General features: G+C 64.2%; 14 protein-coding genes. 7 read left to right on the forward strand and 7 right to left on the reverse strand.

Annotated features, from left to right (window positions below; all coding sequences use genetic code 11):
• The first annotated feature begins 1 nt into the window (after position 1).
• Positions 2 to 511, forward strand: a complete 510-nt coding sequence (locus tag NLY37_RS00195; RefSeq protein WP_023682716.1) for a flavin reductase — start codon at positions 2 to 4, stop codon at positions 509 to 511.
• Between the two features lie 10 nt (positions 512 to 521).
• Here NLY37_RS00195 and hpaR read toward each other — a convergent pair whose 3' ends face one another.
• Entirely contained in the window at positions 522 to 917 is a 396-nt protein-coding gene (gene hpaR / locus NLY37_RS00200) for a homoprotocatechuate degradation operon regulator HpaR (RefSeq protein ID WP_023704722.1), read from the reverse strand.
• A gap of 201 nt (positions 918 to 1118) precedes the next feature.
• Between hpaR and NLY37_RS00205 the strand changes: the two genes are divergently transcribed.
• Genes NLY37_RS00205 through hpaH form a run of 5 tightly spaced genes read left to right on the forward strand, consistent with a single transcriptional unit; the run spans position 1119 to position 5737 of the window.
• Positions 1119 to 1505 carry a 5-carboxymethyl-2-hydroxymuconate Delta-isomerase gene (locus tag NLY37_RS00205; RefSeq protein ID WP_023682714.1) on the forward strand — a complete coding sequence of 129 codons (387 nt, stop codon included), beginning with the start codon at positions 1119 to 1121 and terminating at the stop codon, positions 1503 to 1505.
• Between the two features lie 11 nt (positions 1506 to 1516).
• Positions 1517 to 3034: a 5-carboxymethyl-2-hydroxymuconate semialdehyde dehydrogenase gene (gene hpaE, locus NLY37_RS00210; protein WP_023740565.1), complete on the forward strand. Its 1518-nt coding sequence runs from the start codon at positions 1517 to 1519 to the stop codon at positions 3032 to 3034.
• 14 nt (positions 3035 to 3048) lie between these two features.
• The gene (hpaD, locus tag NLY37_RS00215) at positions 3049 to 4029 is read left to right on the forward strand and encodes a 3,4-dihydroxyphenylacetate 2,3-dioxygenase (RefSeq protein ID WP_023704725.1); all 981 of its coding nucleotides are present in this window, start codon (positions 3049 to 3051) and stop codon (positions 4027 to 4029) included.
• 29 nt (positions 4030 to 4058) lie between these two features.
• Positions 4059 to 4934 carry a fumarylacetoacetate hydrolase family protein gene (locus NLY37_RS00220; protein ID WP_023738348.1) on the forward strand — a complete coding sequence of 292 codons (876 nt, stop codon included), beginning with the start codon at positions 4059 to 4061 and terminating at the stop codon, positions 4932 to 4934.
• On the forward strand, positions 4928 to 5737 hold the full coding sequence (gene hpaH / locus NLY37_RS00225) for a 2-oxo-hept-4-ene-1,7-dioate hydratase (protein ID WP_023749145.1): 810 nt from the start codon (positions 4928 to 4930) through the stop codon (positions 5735 to 5737). The genes NLY37_RS00220 and hpaH overlap by 7 nt, the downstream gene beginning before the upstream one ends.
• A gap of 17 nt (positions 5738 to 5754) precedes the next feature.
• Here the strand turns inward: hpaH and NLY37_RS00230 are convergent, their stop codons facing one another.
• The 6 genes from NLY37_RS00230 to NLY37_RS00255 are packed head-to-tail and all read right to left on the reverse strand — an operon-like array spanning position 5755 to position 12206.
• On the reverse strand, positions 5755 to 6786 hold the full coding sequence (locus NLY37_RS00230; protein ID WP_023740566.1) for a phosphotransferase enzyme family protein: 1032 nt from the start codon (positions 6784 to 6786) through the stop codon (positions 5755 to 5757).
• Entirely contained in the window at positions 6783 to 8090 is a 1308-nt protein-coding gene (locus NLY37_RS00235; RefSeq protein WP_023729177.1) for an aminotransferase class III-fold pyridoxal phosphate-dependent enzyme, read from the reverse strand. The genes NLY37_RS00230 and NLY37_RS00235 overlap by 4 nt, the downstream gene beginning before the upstream one ends.
• Before the next feature lie 33 nt (positions 8091 to 8123).
• Positions 8124 to 9473, reverse strand: coding sequence for an aminotransferase class III-fold pyridoxal phosphate-dependent enzyme (locus NLY37_RS00240; RefSeq protein WP_023708115.1), 1350 nt, complete (start codon positions 9471 to 9473; stop codon positions 8124 to 8126).
• A 20-nt stretch (positions 9474 to 9493) separates the two neighbouring features.
• A complete protein-coding gene (locus NLY37_RS00245; protein WP_023726267.1) occupies positions 9494 to 10156 on the reverse strand; it encodes an HAD family hydrolase in 663 nt (220 codons plus the stop codon).
• Entirely contained in the window at positions 10153 to 11436 is a 1284-nt protein-coding gene (locus NLY37_RS00250; protein ID WP_023740567.1) for a Tm-1-like ATP-binding domain-containing protein, read from the reverse strand. Before NLY37_RS00250 ends, NLY37_RS00245 begins: the two co-directional genes overlap by 4 nt.
• Positions 11436 to 12206 carry an IclR family transcriptional regulator gene (locus NLY37_RS00255; RefSeq protein ID WP_286441247.1) on the reverse strand — a complete coding sequence of 257 codons (771 nt, stop codon included), beginning with the start codon at positions 12204 to 12206 and terminating at the stop codon, positions 11436 to 11438. The genes NLY37_RS00250 and NLY37_RS00255 overlap by 1 nt, the downstream gene beginning before the upstream one ends.
• A 166-nt stretch (positions 12207 to 12372) precedes the next feature.
• Here NLY37_RS00255 and NLY37_RS00260 point away from each other — a divergent pair, with 166 nt between their 5' ends.
• Positions 12373 to 13821, forward strand: coding sequence for an APC family permease (locus tag NLY37_RS00260; protein ID WP_023726270.1), 1449 nt, complete (start codon positions 12373 to 12375; stop codon positions 13819 to 13821).
• The last annotated feature ends 33 nt before the right edge of the window (positions 13822 to 13854 follow it).

Raw genomic sequence — 13854 nt, forward strand, 5'->3', positions numbered from 1 at the left:
GATGGCCACGCAGATTTCGAAGGCCGATTTCCGCGACGCCATGGCAAGGGTCTGCGCGCCGGTCAACATCGTCACGACAGATGGCCCGGCCGGGCGCGGCGGCTTCACCGCCACCGCCATGTGCAGTGTGTCGGACGAACCTCCGACACTGCTGGTGTGCATGAACGGACGCTCGGCGCAGGCGGCCATGTTCCTCGCCAACCGGCGCTTCTGCGTCAACGTGCTGACGCATGACCATATGCACCTGGCCGGCAAGTTCGCCGGCGCGACCAGGGACATGGAGGCACGCTATTCGGCGGCGCGCTGGCAAACGCTGACCTCGGGGACGCCGGCGCTATCCGATGCGATCGTCAATTTCGATTGCGAGATCGAGGATGTGCACATCGTCGGCACGCATAATGTCATGATCGGCCGCGTTATCGACGTCAGGCACGGCAGCGGCGGCTCGGCCTTGCTCTATGTCGACCGCAATTACACGCAGCCGACGCGGCTTGGCAGCTTTGGCGGCTGAGCCGCAGCAATCAGCTCTCGCCGGCGATCAGGCTCTCCAGCAGATCGAGCAATTGCTCGAGCCTCTCATGTCCGAAGCGCTGTTCGATGTCGCGGTAGATGACGAGGCGTTCCGGCGACAAGGCATCGATCAGGGCGGAACCCGCCGGGGCGATCGTCAGCACGACACGGCGGCCATCGCCTTCCGCCTTGTTGCGGGTGATGAATTTTCGGCCCTCGAGCGTCTTGATGATGCGTGTCAGGCTGGGCGGCAGCACCGAAGCGCGATCGGCAAGTTCCGTCGCCTCGACAGGGCCGGCCTCGCTCAGAACGCGCAGCACGCGCCATTGCTGTTCGGTCACATCATGCGCCGCCAGCATTGGACGAAACCGCGCCATCACCACTTCGCGGGCATGGAGCAGCGCCATCGGCAGAGAACGACGGGTGTTTTCAGGCAGCAAGAAGCAGCGTCCCCAATGATGCGGGCGGTCGGCGGGACCGCACGCCAAAACCTGACCTTTCCATCCCGTATCGTCGCCTCAACTTGGATGCAAGGCTTGACTTCAGTGATGCTGCATGTAATTAACGCGTTAACTACAGCAGTGGAACAATCCGGGGAACGAGACGCGGTGCCTCACTTTTCCATCGAGTATTCGGCCAACCTCGATGCCAAGGTCGACATGAGCGAATTGTGCGCGCTGGTGTTGCGCACCGTGCTCGGCACCGGGCTGTTTGAAACCGGCGCGGTGCGGGTGCGGGCCTTCCGCGCGGAGGCCTATGCGATCGCCGACAGCTTACCGGAAAACGCCTTTCTCGACATGTCGTTTCGCATTGGAACCGGCCGCAGTGCCGAGGACAAGAAACGAACCGGGGAGGCGGTCTTCTCCGCCGTGAGCGAATACCTCGCCCCCCTGTTCGAGACCCCGCATTTCGCTCTTTCCCTGGAGATCAGGGAAATCGATCCGGTCCTGAGCTGGAAGAAAAATGCAATCCACGCGCGACTGCGCGGCAAGTGACGGAAGCTGATATGTCCGACCTCGAAGGCAATCTGAAAAAGGCCGAGGCCTATCTGGCCCGTTTCAAGCGCGACGGCGTGCTGAACCAGATCGGCGGCGAAGCGGAGCCGGCGGTGGATGGCTCGACCTTCGAGGCCATGTCGCCGGTCGATCTCAAGCCGCTGGCCAAGGTCGCGCGTGGCAGTGCCGCCGATATCGACCGCGCCGCCAAGGCGGCAAAGGCGGCGTTCCCGGCCTGGGCCGCCATGCCGGGCGACGGGCGCAAGAAGCTGCTGCACAAGATAGCCGATGCGATCGAAGCGCGCGCCGAGGAGATCGCCTTCGTCGAGTGCATGGACACCGGCCAGGCGCTGAAATTCATGGCCAAGGCCGCGCTGCGCGGCGCCGAGAATTTCCGCTTCTTCGCCGACCGCGCGCCGGAAGCGCGCGACGGCGAGACGCTGCACACGACAGGCCAGGTCAACATCACCACGCGCGTGCCGATCGGCCCGGTCGGCATCATCACGCCGTGGAACACGCCGTTCATGCTGTCGACATGGAAGATCGCGCCGGCGCTGGCGGCAGGCTGCACCGTCGTCCACAAGCCGGCCGAATTTTCGCCGCTGACCGCTCGCCTGCTGGTCGAGATCGCCGAGGAGGCCGGCCTGCCGAAAGGCGTGTGGAACCTGGTCAACGGCCTCGGCGAGCACGCCGGCAAGGCGCTGACCGAGCACCCTGACATCAAGGCGATCGGTTTTGTCGGTGAGAGCCGCACCGGCTCGATGATCATGAAACAGGGCGCCGATACGCTGAAGCGCGTGCACTTCGAACTGGGCGGGAAGAACCCGGTGATCGTCTTCGCCGACGCCGATCTCGAACGTGCGGCGGATGCGGCCGTGTTCATGATCTACTCGCTTAACGGCGAACGCTGCACCTCATCGTCGCGGCTGCTGGTCGAAGCCTCGGTCTACGACACATTCACGGATCTGGTCGCGGAGAAGGCAAAGCGCATCAAGGTTGGCCATCCGCTCGATCCCAAAACGGTGGTCGGTCCGCTGATCCATCCGGTGCACGAGGAAAAGGTGCTGTCCTATATCGAGATCGGCAAATCGGAAGGCGCGGTGGTAGCCGCCGGCGGCGGCAAGTTCGCCGGTCCGGGCGGTGGCTGCTATGTCAGCCCGACGCTGTTTACCGGCGCCACCAACAGGATGCGCATTGCCCAGGAAGAGATTTTCGGGCCGGTGCTGACTGCCATTTCCTTCAAGGACGAGGCCGAAGCGCTGGCGCTGGCCAACGACACCCAATACGGCCTGACCGGCTATCTCTGGACGTCGGATGTTACCCGCGCCTTCCGCTTCACCGATGCGCTGGACGCCGGCATGATCTGGGTCAATTCGGAGAATGTGCGGCATTTGCCGACGCCGTTTGGCGGCGTCAAGAATTCCGGCATCGGCCGCGACGGCGGCGACCATTCCTTCGATTTCTACATGGAGACGAAGAACATCGCCTTCGCCACTTCAGCGCACGCGATCCAGAAACTCGGCGGCTGACCGGAGGACATCGCATGCCACTGCCCAAACCAAACCTCTATCCCGCCTTCAACATCGTGCGCCTCAGCCATGTCGAACTGGCGGCCACCGACCTTGCGAAATCCCGCGCCTTCTATGTCGACACGCTCGGCCTGCAGGTTACCGACGAGACATCGGACGCCATCTATCTAAGGGCCCTGGAAGAGCGCGGACACCACTGCATCGTGCTGAAGAGGGCCGGCAGCGCCGAAGCACGCGATCTCGGCTTCAAGGTTTTCTCGGATGAGGATCTCGACAAGGCCGAGCACTTCTTCAAGGCAAAAGGCCTGCCGGTCGAGTGGGTCGAGCGACCGTACCAGTCGCGCACCTTCCGCACCCGCGACCCGCACGGCATTCCGCTCGAGTTCTTTGCCCAAATGGAAAGGCTGCCGCCGATTCATCAGAAATATGCGCTCTACAAGGGCGTGAAGCCGCTGCGCATCGACCACTTCAACTGCTTCTCGCCCAATGTCGACGAGTCCGTCGCCTTCTACAACGAGCTTGGCTTCCGCGTCACCGAATACACCGAGGATGCCAGTAGCGGAAAGCTGTGGGCGGCCTGGACGCACCGCAAGGGCGGCGTCCACGACATCGCCTTCACCAACGGTGTGGGTCCGCGCCTGCATCACGTCGCCTTCTGGGTGCCGACACCGCTCAACATCATCGACCTGCTCGATCTGATGGCGACGACGGGTTACCTCGCAAATATCGAGCGCGGCCCCGGCCGGCATGGCATTTCCAACGCCTTCTTCCTCTATGTCAGAGACCCGGACAATCACCGCATCGAGATCTACTGCTCGGACTACCAGACGGTCGATCCGGATCTGGAGCCGATCAAGTGGGACCTCAAGGACCCGCAGCGCCAGACGCTGTGGGGCGCGCCGGCGCCGAAAAGCTGGTTCGAGGAGGGCAGCACCTTTGCCGGCGCGGCCGCACGCCAACCGGATTTGACGGCGTCGCCGATCATCGCACCGTGACCACAGACGCGAACCTGACGGAGACCGGGATGACTGCACCTGGGCGGCTCGCCACCTTCACCGTCGGCGGCAAGACGCGCTATGGCGCGGTCACAGATAAGGGCGTCGTCGACCTGTCGGCGCGGCACAGCCAGTGGCCGACGCTGCGCGAAGTGATCGAGGCCGGCGTGCTACGGCGGCTGGCGGAAGAGGCCGAAGCCTACGCCGTCGATTTTCCAGTCGGCGCCATCGCTTATGAAATCCCTCTGCCGTCGCCGGAAAAGATCATCTGCGTCGGCGTCAACTACCCGGACCGCAACGAAGAGTACAAGGACGGCCAGGCCGCGCCTTCCAACCCGTCGCTGTTCATCCGCTTCCCCCGCTCCTTCGTCGGCCACGACGCGCCGCTGGTGCGGCCGCCGGAATCGCCGCAGCTGGACTATGAGGGCGAGATCGTCATCGTCATCGGCAAGGGTGGACGACGCATCGCCGAGAGGGATGCGCTTGACCATATCGCGGCACTATCCCTGTGCAACGAAGGCACCATTCGCGATTGGGTACGGCACGCCAAGTTCAACGTCACGCAGGGCAAGAATTTCGACCGCACCGGCTCGCTCGGTCCGTGGCTGGTGCCGTTCACCGACGAGGCGCAGATTGCCGACATCGCGCTGACCACCCGCGTCAATGGCGAATTGCGCCAGCAGGACCGCACCAGCCGGATGATCTTCTCGTTCCGCAAGATCATCGCCTATGTCTCCACCTTCACCACGCTGGTGCCAGGCGATATCATCGTCACCGGTACGCCGACCGGCGCCGGCGCCCGCTTCGACCCGCCGATCTGGCTGAAGCCGGGCGACGTGATCGAAGTCGAAGCCGACGGCATCGGCGTGCTCCGCAACGGGGTCGTCGACGAGGCAGCATCGTGACCCCCGAGCAAGTTGAAGATGCCGCGGCAAGGCTGTTCGAAGCCGAGCGTTCGCGCCGCCAGATCCGTCTGCTCAGCCTCGATTTTCCCGACGCGACGATGGAGGATGCCTATCGCGTCCAGGCAGCGCTGGTGAAACGCAAGACCGATGCCGGGCTGACCCCGAAGGGCTGGAAGATCGGCCTGACATCGAAGGCGATGCAATATGCGCTCGCCATCGACACGCCGGATTCGGGCGTGCTGTTCGACGACATGTTCTTCAACGACGGCGCGACGATACCCGTCGGCCGCTTCATCCAGCCGCGCGTCGAGGCCGAGATAGCCTTCGTCATGAAGGCGCCGCTGAGGGGCCCAGGCGTGACCATCTTCGACGTGCTCAACGCCACCGATTATATCACGCCGGCGCTCGAAATCCTCGACACGCGCATCGAACGCGTCAATGCCGAGACAAAGAAGGCGCGCACTTTCTTCGATACGATTTCCGACAACGCCGCCAATGCCGGCATTGTCGTCGGCGGCCGGCCGCAACGACCCGATGAAGCCGATATGCGCTGGATCGGCGCCATCGTCTCGCGCAATGCGGAGGTCGAGGAGACCGGGCTTGGCGCCGGCGTGCTCAACCATCCGGCGATGGGCATTGCCTGGCTGGCGGACAGGCTCGCCCGCTACGGCATGTCCATCGCGGCCGGCGAGGTGGTGCTGTCCGGATCGTTTGTGCGCCCGGTCGAGGCGCGGCCCGGCGATACCATCGTCGCCGACTTCGGCAGCTCGGGAACGGTCAGCATCCATTTCGCCAAGAGCTGACGGCTCTCATCGGCTCGTCAGTTGGGCTGTTCGCCGCGCAGGTAGTCAATCACCACATCGGCTGCGATGGTCGACATCCGCAAGCCGACATCCCTGGTGATGTCGCCTTCGACGCGGCTTTGCACCCAGCCAAGAAAGGCGAAGGCACGCAACGCGGCGAATAGAGGCAATGCGGCGATGTCCTGCGGGATCAGCGCACGCTCTTGCTGGTAGCCGTCAAGCAAAGCGGTTTCGATCAGCGGGTAGATCGCCTCCTCGCGGTTCTGATAGAGGGCGACGGCAAGGTCGTACATGTGCCAGCCATGGCCGCAATCGTCGAAATCGATGATGCGCACCGCGCTGTCATGGATGAGCACATTTTCGCGCACCAGATCGGCGTGGATGATGCCGAAATTGCACGCGCTGCGCTCATGTTCCGACAGCGCCTTCACTGCCTTGTCGCGCGCCTGCAAGACCAGCGCGCGGCGAGGACCATCGAGAAAGGGCGAGGTCTCGAACCGGCCCCAGACCGGGTTCGCACCGAAGAAGCCGTCGAAGTCCCAGGCATGGCGGACGAAGCCCGCGGGCGGCGTCCACGAGGCAGTGACATTGTGCATATGGGCGATGGTCCGCCCGATCGCCGTGAAGATCTGGATCGACTGGTCGGCCGTGTGGGCCAGTGGCACGCCGCGTGCGCCCACGGCGCGGCCCTCCAGCCAGCTCAGGCAATCGGCCTGCCGGGGCTGCGCCGAGGTGGCCGTTCTGACAAGCACGAACGGATCGCCGGCCTGTGTTGCGACGCAAGACGGCGTGGCGACGCCGGCGGATTGCAGGAAGCCCATCCATTGCAGTTCCGAACGCAGCGCGGCGTCCGTGTGGTAGCCGAGCCGGTGGATGCGCATGGCTGCCGGCTGGCCATCCGGCAGCCGCACGCGGAAGACGGCGTTCTCGCGGTGCTTCAGAAGTTCCGGCTCAGAGTTGCGGACGCCCCAATGTTCGAGCGCACGCCTGGCGAGCTCCGTGACATCGGCTGCCGTTTCGGGCTGGGATTGGGTGGAAACAGAATTCACGCCGGCACTCCGCCGACTTGGCCCAGCACCTCGTCCAGCAGGCCGATCAGGAACTCGGCATTGTCGCGCGAGAACGGCATGGGCGGGCGGATCTTGAGCACATTGCCGTGGATGCCGGTCTTGCCCATCAGCACGCCGCGATGGCGCATGCGATTGGCGACCTGCTCGGCAATGTCGGGCGCCGGTTCGCGCGTGTCGCGGTCGTGGACCAGCTCGGCGCCGAAGAACAGTCCGGCCCCCCTGACCTCGCCGATGCACTCATGCCGATCGGCCAGCGGGCGCAGCAGGCCAAGCGCATAGGCGCCGACGTCTTGCGCGTTGGCGACAAGGTTTTCCTGTTCGATGACGTCGAGGACGGCATTGGCGACTGCGCAGGAGACCGGGTTGCCGCCAAAGGTGTTGAAGTAGCGGAAAGCGTCGCGGAAGGTCGCCAGTATCTCCTTGGTGGTGACCACGGCCGCGATCGGATGGCCATTGCCCATCGGCTTGCCCATGGTGACGATGTCGGGGACGAAGCCGGCGCGCTGATGGCCCCAGAAATGGCTGCCGGTGCGGCCGAAGCCGGGCTGCACTTCGTCGGCGATGACCAGACCACCGGCTTCGCGCACGGCCCCCAAGGCGTCGTCGAAAAATCCGGTGGGCAGAGCCGGGAAACCTTCATTGGCGAGCAGCGGACACAAGATGATGCCAGACAGGCCAATGCCATCCTGTGCCAGCGAGGCGATCGCTTGACGCACGGCGTCGCCAAAGGCCTTGCCATTGGCCATCGCATCGGGATGGCGATAGCTGTCGGGGGCCGGCACCAGCCTGACATGGGGGGCGCGGCCGCGGATCGGAGGCATGCGCGTGCTGAGCTGCGAAACCGCCGCCGTGTTGCCATGATAGGTGGCGTCGGTGGCGATGATGCCCATATTGCCGGAGGCGGCCTGCGCCATGCGCAGCGCTATGTCGTTGGCCTCGCTGCCGGTACAGGTCAGGATTGCGGTGGCGAGGCTTGCATCGAAGGTCGCCGTCAGCCGCTCGACATAGTCGAGAATTGCGGTATGCAGATAGCGTGTGTGGGTGTTGAGCAGGCTTGCCTGACGGCACAAGGCCTCGACCACATGCGGGTGGCAATGGCCGACATGGGCGACGTTGTTGTAGGCATCGAGATACTTGCGGCCGTCGGCATCGTAGAGCCAGACGCCTTCGCCGCGCACCAGGTGCACGGGCTCGTCGTAGAACAATTGCGATTTCGCGCCGAGCAGGCGGGCACGCCGCTTGACGAGCGCTTCCTCGCTCGGGTTCTTCTCAGATTGGGTCATTGCGTACCAAACTCCATTGCGTCAGCGGGTCCATCAGGCCCTCGACAGACCTGCATCGATGGCCTCGCCGATCTTTGCCACGTCGGCGGCGCCGATGATCAGCGGCGGCGACAGGATGATGTTGTTGCCGGACACGCGCAGCATGACGCCGGCGTCATAAGTGGCTTCCGAAACCACGGCCATGGTCTTCTTGTCCACCGGCTTTTTCGTCGTGCGATCGGAGACCAGCTCTAGCGCAGCCATCAGGCCCTTGTACCTGATGTCGCCGACGATCGCGTGCTTGGCTTTTAGCCCCTCCAGCGTCGCCGCCAGCTCGATGCCGCGCGCGGCTGCATTCTCGTCCAGGCGAAGCCGTTTGGTCTCGGCAAGTGCAGCCAGCCCTGCCGCGCAGCCGACAGGATGGCCGGAATAGGTATAGCCATGACCGATCGCCCCGAAGCTGGTCTTGTCGGCCTCGAAGACGTCGGCGACCTTGGCGCCGATCAAGGTGGCGCCGAGCGGGAAATAGCCCGAGGTGATCGCCTTGGCGATGGTCATGAAATCCGGCTTCACGCCGGATAGCCGCGAACCCGACCAGGCGCCGGTGCGACCGAAGCCCGTGACCACCTCGTCGGCGATCAGCAGGATTTCGTGGCGGTCGCATATCTCGCGGACCAGCGGCATGAAGCTGTCATGCGGAACGATGACGCCTCCGGCGCCGAGAACCGGCTCCATGATGAAGGCGGCAATGGTGTCGCCGCCCTGGAAGGCGATCTCGTCCTCCAGCGCTTTGGCGCACAGTTTGGCCAGCCGCGCCGGATCGGTCTCGTCGAACGGATTGCGGAAGGTCCAGGGTGCGGGAATGTGGAAGACGCCGGGCATAAGCGGCTCATAGTTGCGGCGGAAATTGGCGTTGCCGTTGACCGACGCGCCGCCGAAATGTGTGCCGTGATAGCCCTTCTTCAGGGCAAGGAATTTTGTCCGGTCGCCCTGGCCGCGGATCTTCCAGTATTGGCGGGCGAGCCGCAGTGCGGTTTCGACCGAATCCGAGCCGCCCGAGGTGAAGAAGGTCCGCACCATGCCTTCCGGTTCGAACCATTCGCTGAGTTCGTAAGCGAGCTCGATCGACGGGCCGGTCGACGTGCCGCGAAACCCGGAATAGTAGGGCAGGGCGCTGAGCTGGTCGGCGATGGCCTTCTTGATGGGGTCGCAGGAGTAGCCGAGATTGACGTTCCACAGGCCGCCAACCGCATCGAGCACGGTGTTGCCGTCGATGTCTGTGACCATCACGCCTTCGCCTTTCATGATCACCTTTGGCGGGTTGGCCCGCATCTCGGCCGGGTGTGCCATCGGATGCCAGATCGGCTTGGCGTTTTTCTCGGTGAGGAAATTGATGTCGCGCATCGCAAGGCTCCGCAAATGTCTCAGGAGATGAGGTCGAAATGGCCGAGGGCCTCGGCATAGGAAAGTGCCGGTCGCGCGACGTCGAAATGAACCGTGCGCATGCCGGCGGCACGGCCGCCATCGACATTGCGCTGCTGGTCGTCAACGAACACACAGGCGCCGGAAGGCAGGCCAAGCGCCTCGGTCACCAAGGCATAGGCGCGCGGATCGGGCTTGAGGATGCCGGTATAAGTGGCGTCGACGATGGTGTCGAACAGCTCGAGCAGCGGCAGCCGCTGACGGAAGCCGGCGCCATAGAACAGATCTAGCTCGTTGGACACGATCGCCAGGCGAAATCCCGCCGCATGCACGGTCCGGATTGCGCGGACGGCTTCGGGCCGCACGATCTTTTCCGGCTCGGCTCCGCGTGCGCGCTGGACGAATGTCTCCATCGCCTGCCAGTCCTCGCCGACGAGCCGGCCGACTTCGCTGGTGCGGGTGCGCCAATAATCGCGCTCGCTGATCTCGTCGGCCTGCATTGAGCGCCACAGCGGATCTGAATCCGGGTCGAACGGCCCGTACCATTGCAGCGTTCCCGGCGCGAGGCCGAGCGCCTGTTCGGTCAAGGCATGGGTCTCGAAAAGGGTCCGGGTGACGACGCCGCCGAAATCGAGGACGAGCGCCTGGGCAGGAACAGCGCTCACGCAGCCACTCCCTTGGCCGGCATGCCGCGCGGGATGATGCCTTCCTCGACCCAGCGGTCGAAGATTTCGAGCGCCTTGCCGACGAACTCGTCGCTGTTAATGTGGGCGTCGATCTCGTGGAACTCGACGCCGGCGGGAATGGTCTTGCGCATCTCATCGGTGAACGCCGCGAGGGCTTCGGGTTCGTACAGCGGCTCGCCCTGCGCATCCCATTCCTGGATGCCGCCGGAGGGCAGGATGAAAGCGGAGCGCCCCTTCGACGCACCGAGCTTGGCGGCGATGGTCCTGGCGACTTCACGGCGGTCGGCGGCATCGACGGTGATCGAGCCGATCAACCTGTTATGAGCATGGAATGGCCGCTGCGCGAACTTTGTCGGCAGCGCCTGCCAGGTCGGCAAATCGACCATGTCCACGGCGCCAGGGGCTGCGATCTGCGGAATGCCGCGGGCGCCGGCATTCTCGAGCCGGTCGGCGCCGGAGCTGACGACCGAGCCGGCAAGATGATTGGTGATCTCCTGCAGGCTGAAGTCGAACACCGCGCAGAAATGGTCCTGGCTGGCGATCGATTCGAAGGCCCGGCCGCCCATCCCGGTGGTGTGAAAGACCGCGACATCATAGCCGCGCTGCTCCAACGCCGGCTTCAGCGTCTTCATATAGCGCAGGCAACTGCTGCCCAGCGAAGTCATGCCGATGGTCGGTCCGACCGCCGGGGCCGAAGCACGGGATGCAAGCACGATCCTCGCCGCACCGACGACCGCGCCGCAGGCCTGGGAAAGGACCAGCTTGCAGATGGTGTTGAGGCCGTAGAGCCCGCCTGCCCACAGGATCATCATCAGGTCGGGCGCGACACGCTCGGGCGGAATGAGATGCGAGTAGGCGATGGTCGAGACGACGAATTTCGGCACGCCGAGCGGCAGGCACAGCGCGACATCGAGCGCCAAATCGGTTCCCATCGAACCACCGATGGCGATGAAAGCGTCGATCTCGCCGCGCTGGTGAAGTTGGCGCACCAGCTGAACGGCGCCGACGGCCATCAATGTCATGGCGGTGTTTTCATCGCCGCTCGAGACGATTTCGGCCATCGTCACGCCAGCGGCCCGCGCAACGGCATGCTTGTCGTGATCGGGACTATAGGCGGGGGCGCCCAGCACGCTGACATCCATCATCACGGCGCGGCCACTGGATGCCTCGATACACGCTTTCATGAACAGCAGTTCGTCGGTCTTGGTGTCGCCCGTGCCGATGACCAGGATGCGGGGCGTCGCCATATCTGCAGACATCAGGCCTGCCTCCTCAGGGTTTGCAGGTTTTCGCCATTGAGGCGCATCGAAATCTCCCGTGCCGCGGTCACAACCGCAAGCCCTCGTTCCACGATCGCAGCCGGTGTCGTCCTGGCCTTCGGGGCTGCCACCGCAATTGTCCCCAGCGCAAGTCCGTCGGCGGCGCGGATTGCAGCCGCGACGCCGATCACGCCGTCCTCATGGCCCTGGTCGCAGATCGAATAGCCGCGGTCGCGCGCCTCGCCGATCGACTTTGAAATGGCGGCCGGCTCGACGAGGGTATGATCGGTGAAGGCCTCAAGCGAACCTGTCAGGCATGCTTTCACGGTCGCGTTGTCGGCGAAGGCGAGATAGGCGATGCCGGAGGCGGTGGAATGCAGCGGCAGAAGCTGGCCGACATCGATGTTCACCCGGTTTGCCCAACTTGAATGCTCGACATGGACGGTGATCAGCCTGTCGACGCCGAATTCCGACAGATGCACCGTCTCGGTTGTCGAACCCGCCAAATCCTGCGCCACGGGAATTGCCGTTTGCAGGAACGGGAAGCAGGCTTCGCGGATACGCGCCAGCCGCGACAGGCCGGCGCCGAGGCGATAGTGCCGCGTGCCGGCATCCTGCTCGACGAAGCCATGGCCGCCCAGCGCCATCAGCAGCCGCCGCGTCGTCGCCTTGTCCAAGGCGCACCGCCGCGCGAGATCGGAAAGTCCGAGCTCGGGCTCGTCCGCCGTGAACAGCTCCAGAAGTGAAATCGCCTTGCCGACCGTACCCATCCAGCCTCCCGCTCGGATAGAAACTTAATGTGTGAATTAACTTGACAGGCATCCGCATTCTTTGCAAGTCTATATTCAAAATAAGGGTTCAAATAATGAACCGATGGCATTCAGGGAGCAGGCCGAGCGGCCGCGAACCCACGGGTTCGTAAAACTGGAGGGACAAATGTCAGCAGTTTCGGAACAGGCGCCCGCCAACAGGCTGCGCAAGAACAGTCTTGGCGTCGGCGCTATCACCTTCATGGTGATTTCGGCGGCGGCGCCGCTCACCGCGGTCGCCGGCGGCACGCCGCTCGGCATGCTTATGGGCAATGGGGCGGGCTTTGCCGGAACCTATCTTATCGTGACCGTGTTGCTGCTGCTGTTTGCGGTCGGCTACGTCGCCATGTCGCGCCATGTCGGCAATGCCGGCGCCTTCTATGCCTATGCCGCGCGCGGGCTCGGCGGTTTTGCCGGCGGCGCAACCGCAATCATCGCGATCCTGTCCTACAACGCCATGCAGATCGGGGTCATGGGCCTGCTGGGGGCCGCGACCGCCGGCCTGTTCGCCGGCTGGGGCATCGACCTGCCCTGGTGGGTGTGGAGCTTCATCGCCGTTGCCATCGTCGCGGTGTTGGGCTACCGCCAGGTCGACCTCTCGGCCAAGATCCTGACGGTGCTGGTGCTGTGCGAATACATCGTGGTGCTGGTGTTAGACCTCGCCATCCTCAAGACCGGTGGCGACAGCGGCCTCTCGGCGGCGCCGTTCAGCTGGAGCCAGATCGTCAGCGGCTCGCCCGCCATCGCCATCCTGTTCTGTTTCGCCGCCTTCATCGGTTTCGAGGCGACGACGATCTACGCCGAGGAAGCCCGCGACCCCAAGGTGACCATTCCGCGCGCCACCTATTTCTCCGTGCTGCTGATCGGCGTCTTCTACATGGTCACGGCCTGGCTGATGGCGGTCGGCGCCGGCGTCGACAAATTGTTGCCGGCACTGCAGGCGCTTCAGGATCCGACGACTTTCCTGTTCGGCCTGTCCGACCGCTACGCCGGAACCATGCTGTCGCACGCCATGGGCATCCTGTTCGTGTCGAGCCTGTTTGCCGGCGTGCTGGCGTTCCACAACGCGGTTGCCCGCTACATCTACGTCTCGGGCCGCGAGAAGCTGTTGCCTGAAGCGATCGGCGTGACGCATTCAGTGCACCAGAGCCCGCATGTCGCTTCCGTCATCCAGAGCGTGTTGGCAGCGATCGTCATCGGACTGTTCGCGATACTCGGCCTCGATCCGGTTCTGGCGCTGTTTTCCTGGCTGACCAATGTCGCGACGCTGGGAGTCATCGTCATGATGGCGGTGGCCTCGCTCGCCGTGGTGATGTACTTCCGCGCCAACCCGTCGACGCAGGAGAATGCGCTGAAGACCACCATCCTGCCTGGGCTGGCCTTCATCGCTTTCGTCGTCATCATCTACCTGATCGTCATTAATTTCGGTGGCCTGTCGGGCGCCAGCGGCTTCCTCGGCGCGTTGCTGCCGGGGTTGGTGCTGATTGCCGCGGTGGTCGGCCTGCTGCTTGCCGGTGCGTTGAAGAGCCGGGATCCGGTTGCCTTCGAAAATCTCGGCGTGCCGCTGAAGGACTAGGACAAAGGACAAGGGGGTAGCGCGTTCGGCGCC

This window comes from Mesorhizobium sp. C395A, from assembly GCF_030323205.1.
Classification (GTDB): Bacteria; Pseudomonadota; Alphaproteobacteria; order Rhizobiales; family Rhizobiaceae; genus Mesorhizobium.

What these genes read in the sequence shown, in the direction of transcription:
- hpaD (WP_023704725.1), top strand. Translation starts at nt 3,049, where the DNA reads ATGCCACTGCCCAAACCAAACCTCTATCCCGCCTTCAACATCGTGCGC.
- NLY37_RS00235 (WP_023729177.1), bottom strand. Translation starts at nt 8,090, where the DNA reads ATGACCCAATCTGAGAAGAACCCGAGCGAGGAAGCGCTCGTCAAGCGG.
- hpaR (WP_023704722.1), bottom strand. Translation starts at nt 917, where the DNA reads ATGGCGCTGCTCCATGCCCGCGAAGTGGTGATGGCGCGGTTTCGTCCA.
- NLY37_RS00220 (WP_023738348.1), top strand. Translation starts at nt 4,059, where the DNA reads ATGACTGCACCTGGGCGGCTCGCCACCTTCACCGTCGGCGGCAAGACG.
- NLY37_RS00195 (WP_023682716.1), top strand. Translation starts at nt 2, where the DNA reads ATGGCCACGCAGATTTCGAAGGCCGATTTCCGCGACGCCATGGCAAGG.
- NLY37_RS00255 (WP_286441247.1), bottom strand. Translation starts at nt 12,206, where the DNA reads ATGGGTACGGTCGGCAAGGCGATTTCACTTCTGGAGCTGTTCACGGCG.
- hpaE (WP_023740565.1), top strand. Translation starts at nt 1,517, where the DNA reads ATGTCCGACCTCGAAGGCAATCTGAAAAAGGCCGAGGCCTATCTGGCC.
- NLY37_RS00240 (WP_023708115.1), bottom strand. Translation starts at nt 9,473, where the DNA reads ATGCGCGACATCAATTTCCTCACCGAGAAAAACGCCAAGCCGATCTGG.
- NLY37_RS00260 (WP_023726270.1), top strand. Translation starts at nt 12,373, where the DNA reads ATGTCAGCAGTTTCGGAACAGGCGCCCGCCAACAGGCTGCGCAAGAAC.
- NLY37_RS00250 (WP_023740567.1), bottom strand. Translation starts at nt 11,436, where the DNA reads ATGTCTGCAGATATGGCGACGCCCCGCATCCTGGTCATCGGCACGGGC.